The organism is Microcoleus sp. B3-D2, assembly GCF_036705345.1.
Taxonomy (GTDB): Bacteria; Cyanobacteriota; Cyanobacteriia; order Cyanobacteriales; family Microcoleaceae; genus Microcoleus.
This window is the reverse complement of sequence record NZ_JAUBUG010000028.1, coordinates 1-24,268: the sequence shown is the minus strand read 5'-3', so window position 1 is coordinate 24,268 and position 24,268 is coordinate 1. Positions and strand designations below refer to the sequence as shown.

Genomic DNA, 24,268 nt, shown 5'->3' with positions numbered 1-24,268 from the left:
TATTAACTTATGGCTGTATCATCTCCAACCAGCAACCCTGAATCTCCCATCGAAAATATCAAAAGGGCGATCGGCAAAATCACATTACCTTGGGGAATCACCCTAGGCTACCTCAGCTTAATGCTATTGCTCCCAGTTGCAGCAATGCTGCTGAAAGCCAGCACAGCCAACCCCGCCGAATTTTGGGCAATTGCCACCAGTCCGATCGCCCTTTCCGCCTACGATGTCACCTTCGTTACGGCATTAATTGCGGCATTAATTAACGGAGTATTTGGCACATTAATTGCCTGGGTATTAGTCCGCTACGACTTTCCCTTAAAACGGGTTGTCGATGCAGCAGTTGATTTACCTTTTGCACTACCAACCTCCGTCGCGGGTTTAACTCTCGCCACAGTTTACAGCGATAACGGCTGGATCGGCGGGCTGTTTGCACCCTTGGGAATCAAGATCTCATTTACTCGCTTGGGCGTAGGAATAGCCATGATCTTTATTTCCTTGCCCTTTATCGTGCGGACTGTACAGCCAGTTTTAAACGAGATGGAAAAAGACATCGAAGAAGCAGCTTGGTGCTTGGGTGCTTCTCAATTTCAAACCTTCTGGCGAGTAGTTTTACCGCCGCTGTTCCCGTCTATTTTAACCGGAGTTGCCCTCGGGTTTTCGCGAGCGGTTGGCGAGTATGGCTCTACTGTAATTGTAGCTTCTAACATACCCTTCAAAGATTTAATCGCGCCCGTATTAATTTTTCAAAGATTGGAACAGTACGACTATGCAGGAGCCACAGTTATCGGCACTATCCTGTTAGGTATTTCGCTGACCATGCTGTTCGCAATTAATCTCTTACAAGCATGGAGAAGACGCTATGACGGCTAATATCAATTCATCCGCTGATTACAAATTTCCGCCTGCGGGTTCTAGTCGGAGTCAGGAGAAAGCCTGGGTAAAACCCACTTTAATCGGAATTGCGAGCGGCTATCTTGCTCTCGTCTTATTTATCCCCATGCTCAACGTTTTTTACCAAGCTTTCCGAAAAGGATTTGAGCCATTTTTTTCTAACTTAACCTCGCCCGATTTTCTGCACGCAGCGCAACTTACCCTGGTGATTTCTCTGATTGTCGTGCCTGTAAATACAGTCTTCGGTTTGTGTGCAGCCTGGGTAATTGGCCGCAATAAATTTCGGGGGCGCACGCTATTAATCAGCATTTTAGACGTGCCGTTTGCCATATCTCCCGTAGTTGCAGGTTTAATGATTGTACTGCTTTACGGTCGGGTAGGATGGTTCGGGCCCTGGCTAGATGCGGCTAATATCAAAGTTATTTTTGCCTTCCCTGGAATGGTGCTGGCTACTGCTTTTGTTACCTTGCCTTTTGTAGCCCGCGAAGTAATTCCTGTTTTGGAAGAAGTGGGTACAGATCAAGAAGAGGCGGCGAAAACTTTGGGAGCAAATGACTGGCAAATTTTCTGGAATGTCACGCTTCCCAGTATTCGCTGGGGATTGCTTTACGGAGTAATTTTGACCAATGCTAGAGCAATGGGAGAATTTGGAGCCGTCTCTGTGGTGTCGGGAAATATTGCTAAAAAAACCCAAACTTTGCCTTTGTTTGTAGAGGATGCTTACAAGCAGTACGCGACGCAAGCCGCATTTTCAGCGGCGGTAATTCTAGGTTTTTTAGGAGTTATTACCCTCGTGCTTAAGGAGATTTTGGAACGAAAAACTAGCATTAAGGAGGTTGAAGAATAATCATCAGTCATTAGGCTGTAGGGTACGAAGTTGTTAGTCATTAGTAGGGTGCGGATCTATCGACAATCTGCTTGGAAGCTGGAAAATATCGCAGCTTTGCACCCTACAAGATATTGGTGCAAAATGTAAACTGAAACAAACATTAGGAGGCCCAAATGTTAGCTCACAACACTAGCGAATCTGAATTTGAGGCGAGCGGCAATTTTCACAGAACCCAAGAATCAGATATTCCCCAATCTGATAGTGCTGACAGCAGACCAACTCAAACCCGCATTCGCATTCGAGTTCCCAAAGAGTACCATCAGGAACCTGTGATATCTAACCTGATTTCTGAATACGGTTTGACGGTGAATTTTAATGCCGCTTTGTTGGGTGTCAAAACTTTAGATGACGGTTGGTTTGACTTGGAACTTAACGGTACAAGTAAACAGATTGAAACAGCTCTAATTTATCTCAATGATTTAGATGTGGAAATCTGGAGCAATTCCAATAATCCCGATGAAGAAAGTTGGTAATTAGTGAGTCTTGCACGCACCAACCTGGAAGAGTTAATATTCTAGACTGACAGGCAGAATTTTCTTTATTCTAGCCGGTTTATTGAGTCTAATAGCCTCCAGGAATGTTAGTCATGAGTCCGCATATCTCTTCCTGTAAAATTACCGTTATCACGCTTCTAGTGAGGAATGCAAGTCCTCATAAAACTCAGAGGACTTGTATTCCTTACTACCAAGCAATTTGATTGCGGTTGTTAGATCGCACATACATATCATTCAGCAGCCAACCACTACCAAATAATATCAGCTTACAGCTAATAACCGTGATTGATAACTCTTGACTCACAAATATCGATCGCCATCGGTTAATTATTTGCTTGACAATTTTTATAAAATATGGTATTTTACCCATCTCGGGTATAGCATAAAACAGCGCGCAAGTTTTGTCCAACTTTTGGGGAAACAGCCGGAACAATATTCCCCTTTAAAACTTCTCAACCATCAAACTAACTCTGTTAGGGCAGGGCAGCATAAAAAAACGTTTTTGTCAATATTTAATTTAGGTGAAAGTTGGGGGCGATCCTCTTCGAGGGCTTCGCCAACGACTCTCATCCGCATTCACCGGAAAAAGCTCGATCGCTGCTGCGGTTGGTTTGTGATATGAATTTGATGTGTGCGTGTACCAGGAGGATTTGAACGTGGAACTCTATACAGAACCGAAACACCAGATAGTTTTTGCAGATTCACAAGTTAAAGATTGCAAAAGTTTAACAGAAACGGTCAATCCCGATACAGAAATTGTTATTCTGAAAGCCGATCGCGACGGCATCGAGCAAATCGCCGAAACACTTAAACAGCGGCCAAACATTGCAGCCGTCCACATTTTGTCTCACGGCGCAGCAGCCAGCTTGCAACTGGGAGCAACAGAACTAAATCTCAGCAACATTGAAAGCTACCGCAATTATTTAGAAACATGGTTTGCTTTGCCAGCAGCCGAGGCAAACTCTAACTCTCCAATTACAGCTAAACCCGAAATTCTGCTTTACGGTTGCAACGTCGCGGCCACAGAAGCAGGTGTGGCTTTCGTCCAAAGGCTGAGCCAGCTCACGGGAGCAAATATTGCCGCTTCCGATAACTTGACTGGGAATGCTGCGTTGGGTGGAGACTGGGAACTCGAAGTAACTACGGGAAACATTGAAACACCTTTGGCATTTTCTGCAGAGGCGAGGGAAGCTTACAGTGCAGTTTTAGTCGCCACATTTGGGGAACTGCGCGATAAGATTCTGGTGGCAAATGTTTTGACCGACACCGACACGATTGCCATCACTGGCGACATCACCTTAGCCGCCGGAGAGGTTCTGCCCAGAATCACTAACCCCATCACCTTGACCGGTGGCGGTTTCACCCTAAATCTCAACACTAACCGGGGCTTCTCTGTAGACAGCGGTGCTGCTGTCAGCATTTCTAACCTGACAATTGCCAACGGTAGCGCTGTGGGTGGTGCCGGTACAGCCGGCGGTGGCGGTGGGGCCGGCATGGGAGGCGCACTATTTATCAACAACGGCGTTGTCACAGTCAACAGCGTGACGTTTACTGGCAACACCGCTACAGGAGGCGCCGGGGCAGCCGCAGCGGTAGCCCCAGCCCCAGCCGGTGCTGGTGGCAGCGCTGATTTCGGCACCCTCTTCGGTGGCACTGCTGGCTTCAACTTCACAACTGCGGGCGGTCCAGGTGCTGCTGGTACTGCTACTGCACCCAACGCTGGTAGTGGTGGCGCTGGCGTTAACAATACTTTTGGAGCGGGCGTTCCCGGCGGCCAAGGCGGTCCGGGCGGTCTCGGTGGCAGCACTACCTTCGCAGGCGGTACTGGCGGCGCAGGCGGCGCAGGCGGTAGCGGTGCGGGAGGCGTCCTCGGCGGTGGGGGCGGTGCTGGCGGTGCTGGCGGTGCTGGCGGTGCTGGAGTTGTTGGCAACGGCGCTGGCGGCGCTGGCGGTGCAGGCGGTGCTGGTGGCTTTGGTGGCGGTGGCGGCGCTGGTGGTTTTGGAGGTACGGCTACTGCCCCTGCTGCGGTCGGTGCGATCGGCAATGGCGGCGCTGGGGGCTTCGGTGGCGGAGGTGGCAGCGGTACAGTAGGCGGAGCCAGCACGCCCCTCGGAGCTTTCGCCCCGGGCGGCGCCGGCAGCACCGCCGGTGGCGGCGGCGGTGCTGGTTTGGGAGGCGCAATTTTTGTTAATACTGGTAGTTTGACCCTGAACAACAGCACTTTGTTCAACAACACAGCAACCGGAGGCGCGGCGGGCGGTGCGGGGGCGACACCGGGCCAGGGCGCGGGGGCCGCGATTTTTGTCAACAGCGGCGCTACAGCAACTCTGACTAACAACACCATCACTGCTAACACTGCGACTGCAACTGCTCCTGCTCTTGCTGTGGGCGGGGGTATTGCTACTAACGGCGGTACTGTGAATGTCCTAAATTCGATCGTCGCCGGGAATTTGGGCGGCGCGAATCCTGACGTGTTTGGGACATTCACCGCCACCAGTATCAACAATTTGATCGGGAATGTTGCTGGCAGCAATTTACCTGTCGCCCAGCAACTGACCGTTCCTCTAGCAAATGTCATCGCCCCTACCGCAGGATTGAACCAGGCTACAGGCGTTCCCGTGACTTATGCTTTGGCTGACAGCACTGCGACTCCTAATCCGGCGATCGATACTGGGGATGCCACGGCTGCGGCTGCTGCGGGCGCGACTGACCAGCGGGGTGCTGGCTTTCCCCGGACGATCGGCACTGCTGTTGATATCGGTGCTTATGAATACGGCCCGATCGTCACAGGGGTTAAATTCAACGACCTTAACGGGGATAGCCTGCAAGGTGCCGCAGCGACTGAACCAGGTCTTCCGGGCTGGGTGATTTCTGTAGGCACGAAGAGCACTACTACCGCAGCCGACGGCACTTACATCCTCCGCGACGTAAAAACCGATACTCCGATTACAGAAGCGCCCCCCGCTGGAACGCCTGCGACTGCTTGGGTGCAGACTCTCGGCCCGACTCCGGCAAATACGGGTATTGTTAATGTCACGGGTGCCAACTTCGGTAATTTCCAGAAAACATCGATCGCGGGCAAAACCTACACCGATCTCGCGGGCAACGGCTTCACGCCCGACGACACCGTATTAAACGGCGTCACGGTCAACCTCTACAAAGACACCAACGCCAACGGTACGCTAGAAGTCGCCACAGATACTGTTGTCGGCACTGCACAAACCACTGCAGGAGCCGGAGATTACACATTCGCGGATATCGGCCCTGGCAATTACCTGATACAAGCCACGGCCCCAGCCAACTCCAGCATCTCTTTCCCCGCTGCCGCAATTCTCGTTAGCGCCCAAAGCGGTACTCCCGTCACCGCCCAAAACTTCGGCGTTTTCCAAAACATCACCGTCAGCGGCACCAAATTCACCGACCTCACAGGCAACGGCTTCTCTGCTGATGACACGCCGCTCAACGGCACCACGGTTCGCTTGTTCAAAGATACTAACAATAACAGCACTTTAGATACAGGCGACGCGGAAATCGCCTCTCAAGTTACCGGGACAGCACCAGCGGCTGCTGGGACGTATAGTTTTGCCAACGTCGGCTCCGGTAGGCACTTTGTGAGAGAAGATGTGCCAACTGGTTTCTCACAAACCGCCGGCCCGGCTTTTTATACAATTAACCCGGTCAGCGGCACAAACATTACGGCTCAAGACTTCGGCAACCTCCAGTTGGGCAAAATCAGCGGGATCAAATTTAATGACCTCAACAAAAATGGCATCCAAGATGCGCCAGCAGAACAACCGCTAGGAGGCTGGAGAATCTACGTAGATGCCAACAATAACGGCACCTTCGATGCTGATGAAGAAAGCGAAATCACGGATGCTACGGGTCAGTATGAGATCGACGACCTTACAGCCGGCACTTATACAGTGCGGGAAGTGCCACAAACTGGCTGGACGCAAACTGTACCCCCCGTCAACCCAGCCACGCCTACCCTTTCAGGCGCGTTTACGATCGCCGTCACCAGCGGTACCGACTCCCAAAACAACAACTTCGGCAACTTCAAGCCCAACTCGATTAGTGGTCTGAAGTTCAATGACCTCAACAAAAATGCCATCCAAGATGCGCCAGCAGAAACAGGACTACCCAACTGGCAATTCTTCCTCGATACCAACGATAACGGCACTCTCGACACCGGGGAACCGAACACCCTCACCGATGCAGCCGGCAACTACAAATTCTCCGATTTGTCAGCCGGAACCTATAAGGTGCGGGAAGTCTTGCAGCCTACTTGGACGCAAACTACCCCCAACCCGGCCGACATCACTGTCACTAGCGGTCAAGACATCGCTAACATCAACTTCGGTAACTTCCAGTCGAGCACAATCAGCGGTCAAAAATTCAATGACCTCAACAACAACGGCGTTAAGGATGCCGGAGAATTGGGGCTAGCTAACTGGCAAATATTTCTCGACAGTATCAATCCGGATGGATTGTTTCAGCAGGGCGAACCAACTACCATCACCGATGCAGCGGGCAACTACACTCTCCGAGATATACCCGCAGGTACTTACCAGGTAAGGGAAGTCCCGCAAAACGGCTGGACGCAGACGACCCCCAACCCCGCCCCCGTTACTGTTAATCCTCCAAATAACATCACGGGCATTGACTTCGGCAACTTTTTGCCCCAACCCGGCGCGATCCGAGGTCTGAAGTTCCAAGACACCAACAACAATGGTACTCAGGATGCTGGAGAACCGGGTTTACCCAATTTCCAAATTCAGTTAACCAATGTCGTAGCTGGAACTGCTCCTGCTCCTGTTACTACTACCACAGACAACAGCGGCAACTACCTGTTCGCGAACCTAACGCCGGGAACCTACCGCGTCCGGGAGGTCAACCAAACTGGGTTTACCCAAAGCACACCCGAACCCGCCGACATCACCCTAACTTCGGGTGCTATTGTCAGCGGCATCAACTTCGGGAACTTCCCGACGCCGACTCCGACGCCGACGCCGACACCTGCACCCACACCTGCACCCACACCGCCGACATCGCCTGCACCGACACCGACGCCTGCACCTGTACCGACGCCGACACCTGCACCTGTACCGACGCCGACGCCTGCACCTGTACCGACGCCGACACCTGCACCTGTACCGACGCCGACTCCTGCACCTGTACCGACAGATTTGGTTTGCCCTGAGAACTTCCCCAGGATCGCTACTCCGAATGAGCCCGGCACTCCTTCAGCGGGTAATGTGATCAACGGCCCTAACGGCGACGATACGATCGTCGGTAGTGTGGGCAATGACTCTATCTTGGGGTTGATCGGCAACGATTTGATCTTTGGTCGAGGGGGCGGCGACTACATCAATGGCAATACGGCCAACGATACTGTCTACGGAGGCATCGATAGCGATACTCTCTTCGGTGGCAAAGGCTTTGACCTGATTTTTGGCGATCGCGGTAACGATACGATTTATGGCAATCGTGGCAACGACTCTCTCTCTGGTGACGAAGGCAATGACGTATTGTACGGCGGCAAAGCCGATGACGTAATTTTGGGAGGCGCTGGCGATGACGTGCTAATTGGCGATCAAGGCAATGACACTCTCTGCGGCGGCGAGGGTAACAATACCTTAATTGGCGGCAGTGGCGATGATTGGCTCTTTGGTGACACCGGCGATAACTTGCTCTTTGGTGGCATTGGCAGCGATACCCTCGTCGGCGGCATTGGCAGCAATGGCTTTGTCTTGTCAGCGAGCGGAGGAATTGACACCATTATCAACTTCACCCAAGGAGTGGATTCGATCGAGTTGGTGGGAGGCTTGGACTTCAATCAACTGTCATTGACCGAAACTAATGGCTCGACGGCGATCGGGCTTGCTAACAGCGACCAGATTTTGGCTATAGTGACGGGCGTGCAGCCGAGCCAGTTATCAGCTCAGAGTTTTAGCTTGTTGGTTTAGTCCGCAGATCGAACTCGGCAGTTGCAACCGATCCTACACTTGCCAGTCGTCCCAGCAGAGAGGGACTACCCGAAAGCTGAGCCTCTAAACCCATGTTTAGAGGCTCTGCCAAAGAAGGGGAACGAATTCCGTTCCCCTTCTTTGATCAAATTTGTTCGAGATACTTTAGCAAGTCTGCCATTTCTTGCGGACTCGGCTGAAACTGGGGCATTGGTGGGGTTTGCCCGCTGGTGACTTGCCGGATCAGATCGAATTCGGATTTGCGCTCGGACACTCCGTGCAAGTTGGGCCCGACTTGACTTTCTGAAACCGATGTGTGACACCCCGCACAGTTCATTTGAAAGATGGCGGAACCCTGAAACGGGTTGCCCGTCAGGGATAGTACGCTTTTGACGTAAGGATCGGCGACTTTAAACTGACGAATTGTCATACTCGCCAACATGATGGCAACCAACACCGCTAGCGCAAATATGGCAAGTCGCTCGATCGGGTTTTTAATTTCATTCCTGGCAAGTTGGTTATTCAAAGGAGTTCAATTAAAAATAGTATCTACAAGAAAATTTATTTCTCATAACATAGCTTAATCGTTCGCAGCGGGGAGAGCAAGCTCTGAGACCCACGGAAGGCTGCTTTTGGGAAAATTCATCTGTATAAGTGCTGGTAATATTAAAAATAGGTTGTTAAATCTTAACGTTAAGGAGCTCTCATGGTAGAACCGCTACTTTCAGGTATTGTTCTGGGTCTAATCTTTGTTACTCTGGCGGGGCTGTTTTTTGCGGCTTATCAGCAGTACAAGCGCGGCGATCAGTTGGGTATCAATAAGTAAAAGGGGCTACAGTCCCTCACTCAGGCTGTCAGGGGGAGGGGGAAGTGGGAATTGGGCATGGGGCATGGGGCATTAATCTACCTACTGACTTCTTCCTTCTTCCCTCTTCCCTCTTCCCTCTTCCTTCTTCCTTCTTCCCTCTTCCCTCTTCCTTCTTCCTTCTTCCCTCTTCCTTCTTCCCTCTTCCCTCTTCCTTCTTCCTTCTTCCCTCTTCCTTCTTCCCTCTTCCCTCTTCCTTCTTCCTTCTTCCTTCTTCCTTCTTCCCTCTTCCCTCTTCCTTCTTCCTTCGTTAAAGATATCGATCGAGAATAGCAGCAGTTTGCAGCCCTGTTTTTTCCCAGCTAAATTGTTTTGCTCTGGCTAAACCGAGCTCCCGCAAGTGCGATCGAACTTTGGCATCGACTGCAAGCTCTTGCATAGCAGAGGCAATTTCCTCGACGCTGTAGGGATTGACTAATAATGCTGCACCCCCCGCCACTTCGGGCATTGAAGACAGGTTAGAGGTGATGACAGGAGTGCCACAGCCCATTGCTTCTAGCACCGGGAGGCCGAATCCTTCCCAAAGACTGGGGAAAACCAGCGCGATCGCTTGGTTGATGACTTTGGGCAAGTCGGCTGCGGGGAGGTAATCTAAAAATTTTACTCGCTCGACCAATCCCAATTCTTGAACCTGCGCCTTCAGCAGTGGCGTATAGCGTTTGTCTTCCGAACCTGCTATCCACAATTCGTACTCGGAATTATGATGCAAAGCAGCAAATGCTGCTACAACTCGCTGCACGTTTTTATACGGATTGTGGCGACCGATATAAAGAAAATAATTGCTTGTTGGTAAGTCTAAAAAACGGAAAAAACTGGTATCGTATCCGGGGAAAATTGGCGTAATTAAATTAGTAGGAATATTGCAAAAATTAGCGATATCTTTGGCTGTTGATTCTGAGTCGCAAATGACGTGTTGAGCCTGCCGCAGCACTTGGGGAATGTAGTAGCGGTGATAAGGTGTCAGAGGATCGAAGCGCCGGGGAAATCGCAGCGCTATTAAGTCATGTACTGTAATTATATAGCGGCAACCTGCAAATAAAGGAGCTTCGGGAATTGGGGAAAATAACAGGTTAGATTTTAGCTGTTTGTAAATTTTGGGAAGTTTGGTTTGTGTCCACAACAATCGGTTGATGTGTCCTTTGGTTCCTTGTTCTGGTGTTAGATTGGCGGGGATTTGGTAGCAGTTGCTATTGGGAAAATTTTTGGCTGTTAGTAATGTGGGATTGAGGGATTTTAGGTGGGGAAATAGGTTGTTGGCGTAGATGGCTAAGCCGGTTGGTTTGGAAATTAGGAAGGAGAGGTTGATTAGTAAATTAGATTGGGGATTGGGCATGGGATAATATGTAGATTGCGGTTTTTTGCTGGGATTTTTTTAACCGCAGAGGGCGCAGAGGACGCAGAGAGGAGAAAGGAAGAGAGGGAAGATTTAAAGATATTGCTGTAATATGTTGGCGGTTGCTTTTCCGGTTTTGTGCCAGCTAAATTGAGAGGATCTGGCTAAACTCGCAGTTTTTAAGTTCGATCGCACTTTTGAATCTGTGGCTACTGTTTGCATGGCTTCGGCTATTTCTCCGACGCTGTAAGGATTGACTAATAATGCGGCATCTCCGGCTACTTCTGGCATCGATGACAGGTTCGATGTGATGACGGGTGTGCCGCAAGCCATTGCTTCTAAAATTGGTAAGCCGAATCCTTCCCAAAGTGTAGGGAAAACTAGGGAGATCGCCTGATTCATCAGTACGGGCAATTGAGAATAGGGAACGTAACCGAGAAACTTTACCAAAGATTGTAAACCTAATTCTTCAACTTGTGCTGTCAACTGCGGTGTGTAGGCATTGGGAGGCCCTGCTAGCCACAATTCGTAATTTGCGCGATCGGGCAAACTCGCAAATGCAGCAATTAATCTTTCCAAGTTTTTGTAAGGATCGTGTCTGCCGGTATAAAGAAAATAATTTTTGGCGGGCAAGTCGAGATATCTAAAATTAATATTATCGCAAGCTAGGGGAATGGCGGTCATTTTATGAAGCGGAATCTGGAAAAAGTTAGCAACATCTGCCGCCGTTGCTTGAGAATCGCAAATAATGTGTTCTGCTTGCCGCAAAACCTGCGGTATGTAGTAGCGGAAATAAGCTGTTAAACGAGAAAACCGTCGGGGAAATCGCAAAGGAATTAAATCGTGAACTGTGACGATGTAGCGGCAGCCAGAATACAAAGGTGCTTCGGGAATTGGGGAAAACATCAGGGTGGACTGCAATTTTTGGTAAATTTTTGGTAACTCAAACTGAGTCCACAGCAGCCTGTTAATTTGTCCTTTGGGGCCGCGATTCGGTGTTAGAGTTTCGGGAATTTGATAGCAAGTATAATTGTCAATTTGCTGGGAAGCAAGTAATGTGGGTTCTAGCTGTTGCAGTTGCGGGAAAAGATTAGCTGCATAAGTTCCGATTCCCGTTGGTTCAGGAGTTAAGAAGGACAAATTGATTAACAGTGAATTAGACATAATTTTAGATATCCGGCGACTGAAAGTCGCAACTACACATACAAAGTCCGCCTGCGCGGACTGAAGAAAACGGTAATAAAATTGACTTTGATATTAGTCCTATGCAAGAGGAATTTAGCTTTTGGCTAGGGGTTTTAAGCCCTGGTGGACTATTTAATTAGCCTTTAAGTTCGATCGAGCATTTGAGCTATATCGGCAGGATTTGGCAGCCGAATTGTAGCATATTCTTGGTGAATGATCTCAAAAAAACTCTTGACTTTTTCCTCAAAACGTGCAAGTCTAAAGTTCTGACTGCGCTGCTGTGCTCCAGCTTGAAGTTCTGCTAGTAAATCGGGATTAACAATTAGTTGATGTGAATGCTGGCACAGTTCCTCAACGGTATTGAACACAAAGCCCGATCGCCCATGTTCGACAATTTCCGGTTGGCCGCCGCCGTTGAAAACAATCGGAGCACAACTATTTTGCATTGCTTCTACAGTGGCCATGCCGAAATGCTCAAATCTTTGAGGATTGACTTCACCCAAACCGCAGCCGTGCCAAAATATGCTCGATCTAGCATAAAGCGATTTTACCTCGTCAAAGTCAGCATTGACTTTTAGCTCGATCGCCCTTGAATCTTGCTTCAATAAATTCTGAACAGTCTTTAAATAAGGATTTTTCGGAATGCTGCTGCCCACTAAAATTAGCCGCCATCCTTGAAGTTCTTTGGGATAATCCGCTAGCAAACTGCGGAAAGCTTTAATTAGCTCAATTTGCTTTTTGGTTCCCCCAACTTCAAACTGTCCCACAGCTAAAATGATGTTTTCTTTCGGCACTTTAACTGTGACCATTTTTACGGGCGGATAAAGCAGAAAAGTTGGCTGTAGGTTCCAGCGTTTCTCCAACCACTTAACAGTAAATTGACTGTTGGCAATAATGAAAGTGTAATTATCGACAGCAAAGTGACGGTTGCGGAAGGTATTGGGAAAGTGGCAGAAAAATACTGAGATCGGCGACAGTGGCTTGACTTTTTCCAGTTGGTTCGCGTTGATAAAAATATCGTAGTTTTTGCTTTCTCTGGCAATTTCATCAAAGGGATTTTCCATATCCTCCACGATGATGCTGGAATCGATGCACTGCATTCCGCGTTTCTCGTAAAACGCCAAGGGAATAATTTTAATTTTGCATCCTGAAAGGTTGAGCCCGTACCACGATTCTAAGTCGGAAACAGCAACTGGTTTGTTGGCGATAAAAGTAATGTCAAATTCATTTTGTAGCAGCGAGGCGATGGTAGCGACGTATTTTTGACCGCCGCCGATAAAATGCAGTCCGTGATCGTAAATGGCGATCGACATTTTGCGATCGCCCCGAACCACCTGCAATCGAGATAAAATGCGATCGACCTTCAGGCGACTGTAAATCACGGCCAACTTTTCCGACAACTGCGACAATACAGTTTCAATGATTTCTGGTTTCTGATAATCTAGAAGTTTTTTGATCGCTACAAATAAACTCTCGAAAAGCAAATCGTACTGCTTATGAGTAAAAAAATCCGAAGTATGAATTGAAGATACTAATTGCAAAGGTTCGTGTTTCGCCAAATACAAAAACCGATTGCGATTGCAGAAATACTCAGTAAGTTTGCTTCCTTTACTCGAACCCCGATACTCGTGATGGGCGATGGCGGCGGGAGTATAAAGCATTTTCCAACCGCGTTTGTGACAGCGTTTGGCAAACTCTACATCCTCAAAATACATCACAAAATCTTCATCTATCGGCCCCACATCTTCGAGACATTCCCTGCGGAAAAGCACCGCCGCCCAACAAAGCCCTTCGACTTCCCCTTCGGTATCGTACTGTCCCGAATCTTTTTCGCCAAATCCGACATCTTGCCAATAAAAATTAGGTAATTGCTGAATGCCTGCGCTGTTAATTCGCCCGTCTTTAAACAGCAATTTCCCACTGGCTGCACCTATTTTTTTGTGAGTCTCTAGGATTTTGACAAGAATATCTAACCAGCGACTGTCAAGAGTAGCATCGTTATTTAGAAATCCGATATATTGCCCTTTTGCTTCGCTGATGCCGAGGTTGAGGGCTTTAGCAAAGTTGTTGGCGGAGTTGACAAAAATGCGAACTTTTGGAAATAGTTCGCGCAGGGAATTAACGGAATCGTCTTGAGAGCAATTATCAATTACAATTAAATCTAGTTCCTGTTCGGGATACGCAAGCTTTTGTAGAGATTTTAAGCAATCTTTCGTGTGGCGTAGACCGTTATAGTTGACTATAATTAACGAGCATATTGGCAGTGTGGTCATCTTTGATGCTTTATTGTTGTCGATCGAGCAATTGAGCGGTAATCTTCTCTAAAATAGCAGTATGTTGCTGCTGCACTGCTTTAATTTGCTCTATTTCAGACTGAAAAGCTGCGAGCGCTCTTTGTTGAGTCTCAAGCTGTGCTGTAACTTCGGGAGATCCGCTGCTGAATTCGGATTTAATTTTTTTCTCTAGAGTTTGTTGATTTTCTTGCAATTTTTGCAATTGAATGCTCAGTGTTTGAACGACGCGCGTATTAGCGAAATTGTAGATAACTTGACGTTCGAGGACGGGTCTGAGCAATTTTCGGACTATTTTCCTAACGGCGATGACTGCGGAACCCAGCCGCCTTTGGTAAGAGGTAATGGGGATGTTATAAATGTCGAAACCAGCCTTTAAAAGGGCGATGTCTTCGTCATCTTCATCTCGGGCGATCGCACTATTTTCTGTTCCCAACAGCGGTGACTCAGCAATACCAATGCGCGGCTCCAAAGTTTGCCGCAATCTATCTATTATCTTTTGAGTTGGTATTTCTTCGTAGTGCAAACTTTCCTCTCCTTTAGATAACTTACTATGACTTATTATGGAACAGGCATATTTGCTGTTTCACTCATTGTAACTAATGGTGAACAGCCATCTTTGCTGTGTGAATAATTGTAAGTAATTGCGAACAGGCAAGATGCCTGTTCAAGGGCGGGCAGGATGCCCACCCCACAATAAAATTCATCTCTTGTTAAATCAGGATTATTGCTTCCGATATTGGCAATATCTCAATTTAAGCTAACTCAATTTGACTGTCATCACCAATCAGAAACCGCAGAGCTTTTGGACGAGCCGGCGCAATGGTTAGTTGAGCTCGCTGCCCGATCACGCTGTCAACAATTCGTTGGTGAATGCCAAGTATTTTCGCCCCTTGCAATATTACACTGTGTTCGATATCAGCATCAATCATCGTCACGCGATCGGCAATACTGCTGTAAGGCCCGATAAAGCAATTTTCAATGCGGCAATTTTCCCCAATTACCACTGGCCCGCGAATTGTAGAATTAATGACCTCCGTTCCTTCCCCTATTTGCACTCGCCCGATAATTTGACTTTTGGCGTCTACTTTTAATTCAGTTGAAGCTACGATACGGCTATCTAAAATGATTTGGTTTGCACTCAGCAAATCGTCTTTTTTCCCCGTATCCAGCCACCAACCCTCTAAATTGCAGGCTTCTACGTGTTTTTCCTGATTGATAAGCTGTTGAATGGCATCGGTAATTTCGAGTTCGCCCCGGGCAGAGGGTTGAATTTGATCGATCGCCTCGTGAATAGTAGGAGCAAAAAAGTAAATCCCCACCAGTGCTAAATTCGATGGCGGGACTTGTGGTTTTTCTACTAACTCCAAAACTCTTCCTTTCTCATCAACTTTTGCCACACCGAAAGCAGAGGGATTGGGAACTGGACGCAGCAAAATCAGAGCGTCTAGTTTTTGCGTGTTAAAAATCTCTAAAAACGGATCTAGCTGATTTTCAATTAAGTTATCTCCCAAATACATAATAAACGGAGAATCGCCCAAAAACGGTCTGGCAATTTTCACCGCGTGAGCGAGTCCCGCCGGCTTTTCTTGCAAGATATAAGTAATTTTTGCACCGAAGCGAGCTCCATCTCCTGTTTTCGTCTTCACCTCTTCTCCGGTTTCAGGACTAATAATAATCCCAATATCCGTAATCCCAGCCGCCACAATTCCTTCAATTCCGTACCACAGTATCGGCTTATTTGCTACAGGAACCAACTGCTTAGCACCCGTATAGGTGAGGGGACGCAAGCGTGTTCCTTTGCCGCCAGAGAGGATGAGTGCTTTCATTGGGTGAACTCTGAGTTATCCTTTAGGGTTTGCGGTGCTGGCTCGATTTGCCTGCACTTGTTCGCTCTCGTTGATTTTAAACCACCGCTACCCCACTGGCAATAGTTGTAGTGTCTTATGATACAAATGATTTATGCCGATCGAGCTTTTATAGTCCGGGACGCATAGAGTGTCAGAAACTTGGTTTTTTGCCGAATAAAGCACCTAAAAGCTGAGGTTTTTTGTCAATAAACGCGGTTTCTCAAGGTTGCGAGTGCGCCAGTCCAGATTTAATTGCGTACCGTTTTAATAGCGACCGTATCGGGCGATAAATTGACTACCACTATTGTTTTGATTTGTCAACCAAGCCCACATCTGATCCCCCAGAGAAAAATGCCACCATTCGTTAGGATGCTGCTGAAAACCCGCAGCTATCATCGCATTTTTTAAGATTTGCCTGTGACGGTGATATTGCTGTTCTGGTTCGCGAGCTCTATTACCAAAATAATCGGGATAAGAACGTTCTGATATTTCATCAATCGGAGAACCCATATTAATTTGCCGATTATTTTCGTCCACTAAAGTTATATCTAAAGCTGCACCTGTACTGTGAGGAGGAGGCGTCGCGCGATCGAGGCTCGGTACTGCCCAAAATTGATATACGTGTTCTATAATTACTTGGCGTTTGTCTTCGGAAACCGGAAATTCGCAGCCTTGAGCTAGGGCAATTTGATTGAAAGTATAATCCACCATAAATTGCTGGACTTCCACGGGTCGATAAGCGTCAAATATCAGAATTTTCCAATTTTGATATTTTTGCTGTAGCTCAGTTTGAGCGGCGATTAAACTATCTACCACTCCTTGTCGCAAATAGTAAGGCGAATCTGCTTTGCTGTTGTGATAGGGAGCACCCAACTTTTGATAAGGGTGTGGAATTTCAAAGGCAAAATGTTCTGGTGGAATAGGGACTAAAGGTTCGCCGCATTCGTCGATTGCTATTTGCTGATATGCTTTCATATCAAGGTGTTACCCTACTTTATGATTACTGATGAACTACAATACTAAGTATATGCTTTTCACTTGAGTCAGCCGCGCGGCAAATAGCAAAGCAGCTAGAATAACCTCATGTTCTAAATCGTCATAGTCATCTATAATTTCTTTAGAATTCATACCAGAACTCAATAATTCAAGAATCCACTCTACTAGATATAGGAGACCCCGCCTACAGGGTTGTCCGTGACCGATATTGGGTTCGAGTGTGATGCGCTGCAAAAGTTAGTTTTCCATATTTTAGCAGCCAATGTTGAATCTATCCTAACCTAAAGAGCGTAGCTTTCGATCAGTTTATAGTAAGGACTTTAGTGCTTTCAATCTCCACCTAAAGTCCTAAAGTCCTTACTGCCAAAAAAGCCTAACTTTGGCGGTAAGCAACTACCGCATAAAATGGATCGCCGCTTGGTATTCGCAGCATTTGCATAAAACTCGGCAAGTTAGGCTTGCGAACAATTACTTCCGGCTTGCTAAATCCGGGTATATTCGCTCCTTTGACAGAATCAAAGTAACCCTTGACTAATTCTACCCGATCGCCCTCGGAACCTTCCCGCCAAGCCGCGATCGCCTTTTGATAAAACATCCGGTTGGAAAAACTCATAATTGCTACGCCCCCCGGCTTCAAAATCCGGTGAATCTCGGCAAAAATCGCATCTGGGTGCTGCAAATACTGTACCGAAACGCAGTTGACAACCGCGTCAAATTCTGCATCCGGCAGTGGCAATTTGGGATTTGCGTTCAAATTTTGCACGAAATAATGATTCAGCCTGCGATTTTTTGCCAACTCCTCTTCATTCATGCCGTGCCCTTCGACATGGGCAAATTGCATCTCGTCGGGCAAGTGAGAAACCCAACTGCTCATCATATCAAAAATCAGAGTATTCGGTTTCAGCCGTTCCCGATATAATCCGGTGAGTTGCTCAATGAATCCATCGTCTACGTGAGTCACAAACCGGGGAGCGGAATAGAACAAATTGTCGTCGGTGTCGTCTAACTTGGTGCGTTGGTCGGGTGGAAGCAACATAAATTCTGATTGCAAACTAGATTTACTCTTTCTAGTTTAAGAACAATAAGAATTGTTAACATATCCGGCAGAAGGCGGATTCCCGGTTTTAGCCTAGCATTCGATCGCCAAAAAACCTGCTGGCCTCCTTTGGGCTGACCGCTTTTCCCTGGCTGGTGCTGCTTGTGGCCAGAAGACGGTTTGCCGACTTCCAGCATTGGCGACAAACTGCAACAGGTAGGCGGGACGCTGACAGGCGCGATCGATCGCATGGAAGAAAGAGGCCTAGTCCGCCGAGAGAGAGACAGTCGCGATGGCCGCATTTGGCGCATTTGGCTGACAGACTCCGGGAGGGAACTGCAAGACGTATTGCCCCCGCTGGTAGCTGAAATCCGAGATCGAGCTGTCGAGGGGATTTCACAAGGCCGATCGATAACTCTTTTGCCCACTGATCGATGGGGCGATCGTCAATCTTTCCTAAACCGACAAATCAATCTTTATTAGTAAAGCGCAGCAGCATCTACCTCGACTACATTACAAATAACCGTAAAATACTACACACTCTTAAAAAAAACAGTGCAACTTCCCTACACGAATAGCACCGCACCCGCCGGACAAATCGGCCGCAAATCCGTTGAAGTCTGGCAACGGGTGCCGCCGGGAACTCCGTTAATGGCGATCGTAAGTAACGATTTGTGGGTAGTTGCTAACTTCAAATAAACGCAACTGGCAAACATGAAACCAGGCCAAAAAGTAGAAATCAAATTAGATGCTTTTGGTGGTCGCAAGTTTGAGGGTCGTCTCGATAGTTTATCCCCTGCTTCTGGCGCTCATTTTTCGTTATTGCCTCCGGATAATGCGACTGGCAACTTCACGAAAGTCGTGCAACGGATTCCTGTCAAAGTTGTATTTGATGCCGAAAGCTTTAAAGGCTATGAATCGCGAATTGCACCGGGGATGTCTGTTACGGTAAATGTTGAACTGAAATAAGGGAAGAACACGGATACACGGATACACGGATGAATTTACAAGTCGGGCATTTGATTTGTTTGGGTTAAGGGCGACTAGCAGGAGAAATCCCCAACTTCTTGGAGCAGTTTGAGAAGTTTGAGCAGTCGGGGATTTTATTTGTTTCGGTTAAGGGCGATCGCCCTTGCAATATCATCTTAAAAAGTTAGGTATCTGGTAGTGAAAACGAAACCGAAATCTTGTTCACCAGCTCGAAAACGGGTTGTTGCTTTGTGATTAGTGGCGATCGATTCAAATCGGAAAAATTTTATTGCCAACAAAACAACTCTATGGTATACTAGAAGATTGTGAATATTAATCAAAAGTAAAGTAACAAGCCGGGAGAAATCAAAATGACACAGCAAACCCTGCACGGAACCAGCCGCAAAAGAAAAAGAACATCCGGTTTTCGCGCCAGAATGCGTACCGCAACCGGTCGATTGGTAATCAAAGCTCGTCGCAGCAAAGGTCGCCACCGCCTCGCAGTATAGCACTGCATCAAGGTTGAGAGGCCTCAACGATCGCCCTACGCCATGTTGCCCGAGACAAACCGACTTAAGCACCGAAAAGACTTCAGCGCCGTATACCGCAAGGGAATGCGCCGTAACTCGGCCCATTTCAGCTTAAGAGCTCTGCGTAAACCAAAAAGCGCCGAATTTGCCAAACCGACAGCCGAAAAATCCTTGCAGCCAACTCGCACAGGCATTTCCATCAGCCTGAAAGTCAGCAAACGCGCTGTAGTCCGCAACCGGATTAAGCGTCAGATTCGGGCAGCTTTGCGACAGCTATTGCCCAGATTAAAATTCGGGTGGGATTTAGTAATTGTCGTGCGTCCGATCGCACAAGAGTGCAATTATGCAGAAATTCTGCAAGAATTAGAGCAGTTGTTGGTAGAAGCCGAGGTACTAGATGGGAATTCGAGAGGAAGTATATTATGAAGGCGGCCCCGCGCCGGGAGACTTGATCCTCAATTTACTCCTGGGGCTGACAGTCGTCGGAATCCCCCTAGCAGTAGGAGCAATTGTCCGGGCTCTGTGGCTGCGGTATCGGATCACGAGCCGCCGAGTGTCCGTAACTAGCGGTTGGATGGGGGGCGATCGCACAGACGTTATCTACTCAGATATAGTCAAAATCGTCACAGTACCTCGCGGTTTCGGGACTTACGGAGACATGGTGCTCACCATGAAAAATGGCAGCCGCTTGGAACTCAGAGCTATGCCGAAATTTCGAGCAATGTATGACTACATTAACGAAAAACTGCCCGTAGCCGCTCAAAAAGCAAACGCGGCCCAAGCTAAATAACCGAACCGCTTCGCCCTCAAATCAGGGTAAAGTGAGTGCGAGTATTGGCAAACTCATTACAACAAACCCGCAGACTGGGCGGTCGATCGACGGGCAATGTCCTAAGATAGAGACAAAACCCTAAAAATTGAGGCGGCTCGCCTTCAGCGGGTAAAAATAGTTCTCAACAGCAAACATAGAGCACCTAAATTAACTCAAAGCGAATGGATTTCGGTATCTCGTTTCTCTCCAACAACCTCATGCTCCCGATCCTAGATTTTTTCTACGGGATCGTGCCAAGCTACGGTTTAGCGATCGTAGCTCTGACGCTCGTGATTCGCTTTGCTCTTTATCCTCTCAATGCAGGCTCTCTTCGCAATATGCGGCGCATGAAAGTAGCGCAGCCATTGATGAAAGAGCGAGTAGATCAAATTCAAAAACTCTATAAAGAAAATCCTGCCAAACAGCAGGAGGAAATGAGCAAAGTATACAAAGAATTTGGTAATCCTCTAGCAGGATGCTTCCCGTTGGTGCTGCAAATGCCAGTGCTGTTTGCACTGTTTGCAACGCTCAGGGGTTCGCCGTTTTCTGACATAAATTACAGCGTAAACGTTCAAGTTTTGCCCAAAGAACAAATCGAAACTGTTCAACCGCAAGCTTTTGCTACACCGCCGCAAAATATTTACGTCACAGGTACTTTTCATGCTCCTGTTGTGGGCGTAATTCCAGGCGGCGACAAACTCGCAGTCGGCGAAACAACCAAGATTAATTTTCAAACCCCAGAGGGCAAACCTCTCAAAGCTCTAGCGACAGAAAATAAGAGCGAAATCGACTTTGAACCCGGCTGGAAAGTCATCAAAGGCGAAGAAATCGTCAAGGTAGATGAACAGGGCAACATCACGGCCTTAGCGCCCGGTGAAGCGACAGTTCAAGGTACAATCCCCGGATTGGCTACTAACAAAGGATTCCTGTTTATTGAAGCTCTAGGCCGCGTTGGCGCGATCGACTCAGACGGTACACTCCACTGGGATATTTTGGTAATGATCCTGGGCTTCGGCATCAGTTTGTACATCAACCAAACCCTTTCAGGACAAGCACAAGGACCAAACGACAACCCCCAACAGGCTACAGTTAACAAACTGACGCCAGTGATATTTTCAGGGATGTTTTTGTTCTTCCCGCTGCCCGCCGGCGTGTTGATGTATATGCTGATTGCTAACATCTTCCAGACAGTTCAAGCGTTTATTTTGTCGCGAGAACCGCTGCCGGAAAACCTGCAAAAAATAGTAGACGAAGCAGAGGCGAAAACAAAAAAAGATCAGGGATTAGATGCCCTTCCCTTTGAGCCAAAGCGTGCCAAGAAAAAGGCTTGATTTTAACAACAATGAAAGACTCTCAAATGCAGCGCGGACAGGCATGGTTAGAAGAATTGCTACAACTGTCCGCAATTCCTTCAAAAGTGGTATGCGAACAACAAAAAGATTGCTATTGGATGACAATAGATGAAAGCAATCTGACTCGAGAACAAGTTGCAATCTTAGTCGGACCAAACGGTAATGTAATAGATGCCATTCAATACCTCTGTAACACGGTTCAGAATATAGGTCAGGAAGTAGAGGAGTCAATTCCTTATACAGTTGAACTAAATGGCTATCGCATCCGCCGCCAAGAGGAATTGCGCTCGATGGCAGAGTACGCAGCAGATCAAGCCCGATCGACGGGAGTTGAAGTTGAAATAAAATCGCTGTCTTCGGCAGAACGCCGTCAAGTCCACAGCTTTTTGAGCGAATGTGAGGACATAGAAACTTACAGTCAAGGGCAAGAACCCGATCGGCGTTTGGTAGTGCGGCTGCGCTGACGCTAAAGAAGGAAGAAGGAAGGAAGAAGGAAGAAGGAAGAAGTTAAAAATTAACTATTCCTTTTGACCTTTGAATTCAAGAAGTAGGAAGGTAAAAGATTATGGAGACAATTTATATCCCTCATCTACTCACAAAAACTGAGCGGAAAGAGGTCATTGATTTTGAAGAATTTATCCCCGATTTAGAAACTCTTACTCCGGTGCGGGGGCGACTGCAAGTGGCTCACCAAGGGAATTATCTTGAGGTGAAGGCGAAAGCAGAAACAATAGTTACTCTCACGTGCCACAGATGCTTGAAACAATACAATCATCGTTTGGTACTCAACTCATCGGAACTAATCTGGCTCGAGGAAACAGCAAATCAAACAGATTCAAGTTCAGCAGAAATAGAAGTTGCTTTAGAGGATTTGGTGGAAAATTTGTCCCCAGGTGGCTATTTCTCTCCGAGCGATTGGGTGTACGAGCAAATGTGTTTGGAACTGCCGCACAAACAGATATGCGATACTGAATGTCCGGGAATTTCTTTAACTGATGATGCAAATACAGAAAGCTCAGAAACAGTCTCAGACAGTCGCTGGGCGTCTCTGGAAGCACTTAAACGGCAATTGCCTTAGTCAGTTGACTAATAACTAATGACTATTTTTAGCGACGAGTTTGAACTACTGCTGCGATCGCGCTACCCCCTAATTTACATTCCCACACGGGAAGAAGAGCGCGTAGAAGCGGCGATCGCCCAATGCGCCAAAAAACAGGGTTCTCGCGCTGTCTACATCTGGGATTTTGTTGATGGCTACCAAGGCAATCCCAACGATACCGGTTTTGGCAAGCGCAATCCGCTGCAAGCTTTGGAATTTCTCGAAAAATTGCCCGCCTCCGCGCCGGCAATTTTTATTCTGCGAGACTTTCAGCGGTTTTTGGAAGATGTCTCGATTTCCCGCAAGCTGCGGAATTTGGCGAGACTCCTCAAATCTGTACCCAAAAATATTGTCATCGTATCTCCTTTAATTTCCATCCCGGAAGACCTCAGCGAAGTGATGACAGTTTTGGAATTTCCCCTGCCTGCGGCGGCGGAAATCAAAATTGAGGTAGAAAGGCTGTTAGGGGCTACCGGACAAGCCATTGAAGGGCGTTTGCTGGACGAAACAGTGCGCTCCTGTCAAGGGCTGTCGATGGAACGAATCCGCCGAGTTTTGGCAAAGGCGATCGCCACCAGAGGCGAACTCCATCCCGACGACGCGGAACTGATTTTAGAAGAAAAGCGCCAAACAATTCGCCAAACTCAAATTCTGGATTTTTACCCAGCCCGCGAAAATATTTCCGATATCGGCGGTTTGGACAATCTCAAAGAATGGCTGCTGCGGCGCGGCGGTGCTTTTACCGAACGAGCCCGCCAATACGGTTTGCCGCATCCCAGAGGTTTGTTGTTAGTCGGAATTCAAGGAACGGGAAAATCCTTAACAGCAAAGGCGATCGCCCACCACTGGCATTTGCCTTTACTGCGCTTGGATGTCGGGCGCTTGTTTGCCGGATTAGTCGGGGAATCAGAATCCCGCACCAGGCAAATGATTCAGCTAGCGGAAGCTTTGGCCCCCTGCGTGCTGTGGATTGACGAGATTGACAAAGCTTTTGCGGGATTGGACGGTAAAGGGGATTCCGGGACAACCAGCCGGGTGTTCGGGACTTTTATTACTTGGTTGGCCGAAAAAACTTCCCCGGTGTTTGTGGTAGCAACAGCCAACAACATCCAGTCTTTGCCGCCAGAAATGCTGAGAAAAGGCAGGTTTGACGAAATATTTTTTGTGGGTTTGCCCAGCCAGGAGGAACGGCGGGCGATTTTTGAGGTACATTTGTTGCGGTTGCGATCGCACAGCATCAAAAGTTACGATTTAGAGCGCTTGGCTTACGAAACTCCCGATTTTTCAGGGGCCGAAATCGAGCAAACTTTGATTGAAGCAATGCACATTGGGTTTAGCCAAAATCGAGACTTTACCACAGATGATATTTTAGAATCAGCTAGTCAGATGGTGCCCTTAGCCAGAACGGCTCAAGAACAAATCCAGTTTCTCCAAGATTGGGCCGCTGCGGGGAAAGCTCGCCTTGCTTCTAGATACGGCAGTTTGAGCCGCCGGATTCAAGGTTAAGCTTTTGAAGTCAGTAGTCAGTAGTTAGTAACCAGTTGTCAGTTGGCAGTTACCAGATTTTACTCAACATTCAGCAGTCAACACTCAACAGTCAACCTTCTTCCCTTTTCCTTCTTCCTTCTTCCTTTTTCCTTCTTCCTTCTTCCTTCTTCCTTCTTCCTTCTTCCTTCTTCCTTCTTCCTTCTTCCTTCTTCCTTCTTCCTTC

General features: G+C 47.8%; 24 protein-coding genes. 15 read left to right on the top strand and 9 right to left on the bottom strand.

Annotation, left to right across the window (positions count from 1 at the left end; genetic code table 11):
* Nucleotides 1-9: 9 nt before the first annotated feature.
* The 4 genes from cysT (at nucleotide 10) to QUB14_RS12750 (ending at nucleotide 8,240) form a co-directional block, all read left to right on the top strand.
* Nucleotides 10-870, top strand: coding sequence for a sulfate ABC transporter permease subunit CysT (gene cysT / locus QUB14_RS12765; protein WP_333217326.1), 861 nt, complete (start codon nucleotides 10-12; stop codon nucleotides 868-870).
* Nucleotides 860-1,738: a sulfate ABC transporter permease subunit CysW gene (cysW, locus tag QUB14_RS12760; RefSeq protein ID WP_333217325.1), complete on the top strand. Its 879-nt coding sequence runs from the start codon at nucleotides 860-862 to the stop codon at nucleotides 1,736-1,738. Before cysT ends, cysW begins: the two co-directional genes overlap by 11 nt.
* Before the next feature lie 155 nt (nucleotides 1,739-1,893).
* On the top strand, nucleotides 1,894-2,253 hold the full coding sequence (locus QUB14_RS12755; protein ID WP_333217324.1) for an NIL domain-containing protein: 360 nt from the start codon (nucleotides 1,894-1,896) through the stop codon (nucleotides 2,251-2,253).
* A gap of 677 nt (nucleotides 2,254-2,930) precedes the next feature.
* Nucleotides 2,931-8,240, top strand: coding sequence for a DUF4347 domain-containing protein (locus QUB14_RS12750; protein WP_333217323.1), 5,310 nt, complete (start codon nucleotides 2,931-2,933; stop codon nucleotides 8,238-8,240).
* 145 nt (nucleotides 8,241-8,385) lie between these two features.
* Here QUB14_RS12750 and QUB14_RS12745 read toward each other — a convergent pair whose 3' ends face one another.
* A complete protein-coding gene (locus QUB14_RS12745) occupies nucleotides 8,386-8,766 on the bottom strand; it encodes a c-type cytochrome (protein ID WP_333217322.1) in 381 nt (126 codons plus the stop codon).
* A gap of 180 nt (nucleotides 8,767-8,946) precedes the next feature.
* On the opposite strand from QUB14_RS12745, the gene petG reads away from it, so the two are divergent.
* On the top strand, nucleotides 8,947-9,066 hold the full coding sequence (gene petG / locus QUB14_RS12740) for a cytochrome b6-f complex subunit V (RefSeq protein WP_006632329.1): 120 nt from the start codon (nucleotides 8,947-8,949) through the stop codon (nucleotides 9,064-9,066).
* A gap of 289 nt (nucleotides 9,067-9,355) precedes the next feature.
* On the opposite strand, the gene QUB14_RS12735 is transcribed toward petG, so the two are convergent.
* From QUB14_RS12735 to QUB14_RS12700, 8 genes are all read right to left on the bottom strand, one after another.
* Nucleotides 9,356-10,438 carry a glycosyltransferase family 1 protein gene (locus tag QUB14_RS12735; RefSeq protein ID WP_333217321.1) on the bottom strand — a complete coding sequence of 361 codons (1,083 nt, stop codon included), beginning with the start codon at nucleotides 10,436-10,438 and terminating at the stop codon, nucleotides 9,356-9,358.
* A 93-nt stretch (nucleotides 10,439-10,531) separates the two neighbouring features.
* Nucleotides 10,532-11,602, bottom strand: a complete 1,071-nt coding sequence (locus QUB14_RS12730) for a glycosyltransferase family 1 protein (protein ID WP_333217320.1) — start codon at nucleotides 11,600-11,602, stop codon at nucleotides 10,532-10,534.
* A 164-nt stretch (nucleotides 11,603-11,766) separates the two neighbouring features.
* Nucleotides 11,767-13,896, bottom strand: coding sequence for a glycosyltransferase (locus tag QUB14_RS12725; protein WP_333217319.1), 2,130 nt, complete (start codon nucleotides 13,894-13,896; stop codon nucleotides 11,767-11,769).
* A gap of 10 nt (nucleotides 13,897-13,906) precedes the next feature.
* Nucleotides 13,907-14,440: a hypothetical protein gene (locus QUB14_RS12720; protein WP_333217318.1), complete on the bottom strand. Its 534-nt coding sequence runs from the start codon at nucleotides 14,438-14,440 to the stop codon at nucleotides 13,907-13,909.
* A 229-nt stretch (nucleotides 14,441-14,669) separates the two neighbouring features.
* Nucleotides 14,670-15,743: a glucose-1-phosphate thymidylyltransferase gene (locus tag QUB14_RS12715; RefSeq protein ID WP_333217317.1), complete on the bottom strand. Its 1,074-nt coding sequence runs from the start codon at nucleotides 15,741-15,743 to the stop codon at nucleotides 14,670-14,672.
* 285 nt (nucleotides 15,744-16,028) lie between these two features.
* On the bottom strand, nucleotides 16,029-16,739 hold the full coding sequence (locus QUB14_RS12710) for a M15 family metallopeptidase (RefSeq protein WP_333217316.1): 711 nt from the start codon (nucleotides 16,737-16,739) through the stop codon (nucleotides 16,029-16,031).
* Between the two features lie 36 nt (nucleotides 16,740-16,775).
* Nucleotides 16,776-16,994 (bottom strand): DUF433 domain-containing protein, encoded by a 219-nt coding sequence (locus QUB14_RS12705; protein WP_333217315.1) that lies wholly within the window; start codon nucleotides 16,992-16,994, stop codon nucleotides 16,776-16,778.
* Nucleotides 16,995-17,133: 139 nt separating this feature from the next.
* Nucleotides 17,134-17,796 carry a class I SAM-dependent methyltransferase gene (locus QUB14_RS12700; protein ID WP_333217314.1) on the bottom strand — a complete coding sequence of 221 codons (663 nt, stop codon included), beginning with the start codon at nucleotides 17,794-17,796 and terminating at the stop codon, nucleotides 17,134-17,136.
* Nucleotides 17,797-17,958: 162 nt separating this feature from the next.
* On the opposite strand from QUB14_RS12700, the gene QUB14_RS12695 reads away from it, so the two are divergent.
* From QUB14_RS12695 to QUB14_RS12650, 10 genes are all read left to right on the top strand, one after another.
* Nucleotides 17,959-18,279, top strand: a complete 321-nt coding sequence (locus QUB14_RS12695; protein ID WP_333217313.1) for a MarR family transcriptional regulator — start codon at nucleotides 17,959-17,961, stop codon at nucleotides 18,277-18,279.
* 72 nt (nucleotides 18,280-18,351) lie between these two features.
* Nucleotides 18,352-18,495 carry a hypothetical protein gene (locus QUB14_RS12690; RefSeq protein WP_333217312.1) on the top strand — a complete coding sequence of 48 codons (144 nt, stop codon included), beginning with the start codon at nucleotides 18,352-18,354 and terminating at the stop codon, nucleotides 18,493-18,495.
* Between the two features lie 15 nt (nucleotides 18,496-18,510).
* Entirely contained in the window at nucleotides 18,511-18,765 is a 255-nt protein-coding gene (locus QUB14_RS12685; RefSeq protein WP_445251838.1) for an HlyD family secretion protein, read from the top strand.
* A gap of 371 nt (nucleotides 18,766-19,136) precedes the next feature.
* Nucleotides 19,137-19,274, top strand: coding sequence for a 50S ribosomal protein L34 (gene rpmH / locus QUB14_RS12680; protein WP_006632320.1), 138 nt, complete (start codon nucleotides 19,137-19,139; stop codon nucleotides 19,272-19,274).
* Between the two features lie 42 nt (nucleotides 19,275-19,316).
* Entirely contained in the window at nucleotides 19,317-19,721 is a 405-nt protein-coding gene (gene rnpA / locus QUB14_RS12675) for a ribonuclease P protein component (RefSeq protein WP_333029826.1), read from the top strand.
* Nucleotides 19,693-20,085 (top strand): PH domain-containing protein, encoded by a 393-nt coding sequence (locus tag QUB14_RS12670; protein WP_015174194.1) that lies wholly within the window; start codon nucleotides 19,693-19,695, stop codon nucleotides 20,083-20,085. Before rnpA ends, QUB14_RS12670 begins: the two co-directional genes overlap by 29 nt.
* Nucleotides 20,086-20,288: 203 nt before the next feature.
* Complete coding sequence (gene yidC / locus QUB14_RS12665) at nucleotides 20,289-21,437, top strand: membrane protein insertase YidC (RefSeq protein WP_333217311.1); 1,149 nt, start codon at nucleotides 20,289-20,291, stop codon at nucleotides 21,435-21,437.
* Nucleotides 21,438-21,448: 11 nt separating this feature from the next.
* Nucleotides 21,449-21,922: a R3H domain-containing nucleic acid-binding protein gene (locus tag QUB14_RS12660; protein ID WP_333067524.1), complete on the top strand. Its 474-nt coding sequence runs from the start codon at nucleotides 21,449-21,451 to the stop codon at nucleotides 21,920-21,922.
* 101 nt (nucleotides 21,923-22,023) lie between these two features.
* On the top strand, nucleotides 22,024-22,536 hold the full coding sequence (locus QUB14_RS12655) for a YceD family protein (RefSeq protein ID WP_190656766.1): 513 nt from the start codon (nucleotides 22,024-22,026) through the stop codon (nucleotides 22,534-22,536).
* An 18-nt stretch (nucleotides 22,537-22,554) separates the two neighbouring features.
* Nucleotides 22,555-24,063: an AAA family ATPase gene (locus QUB14_RS12650; RefSeq protein WP_333217310.1), complete on the top strand. Its 1,509-nt coding sequence runs from the start codon at nucleotides 22,555-22,557 to the stop codon at nucleotides 24,061-24,063.
* The last annotated feature ends 205 nt before the right edge of the window (nucleotides 24,064-24,268 follow it).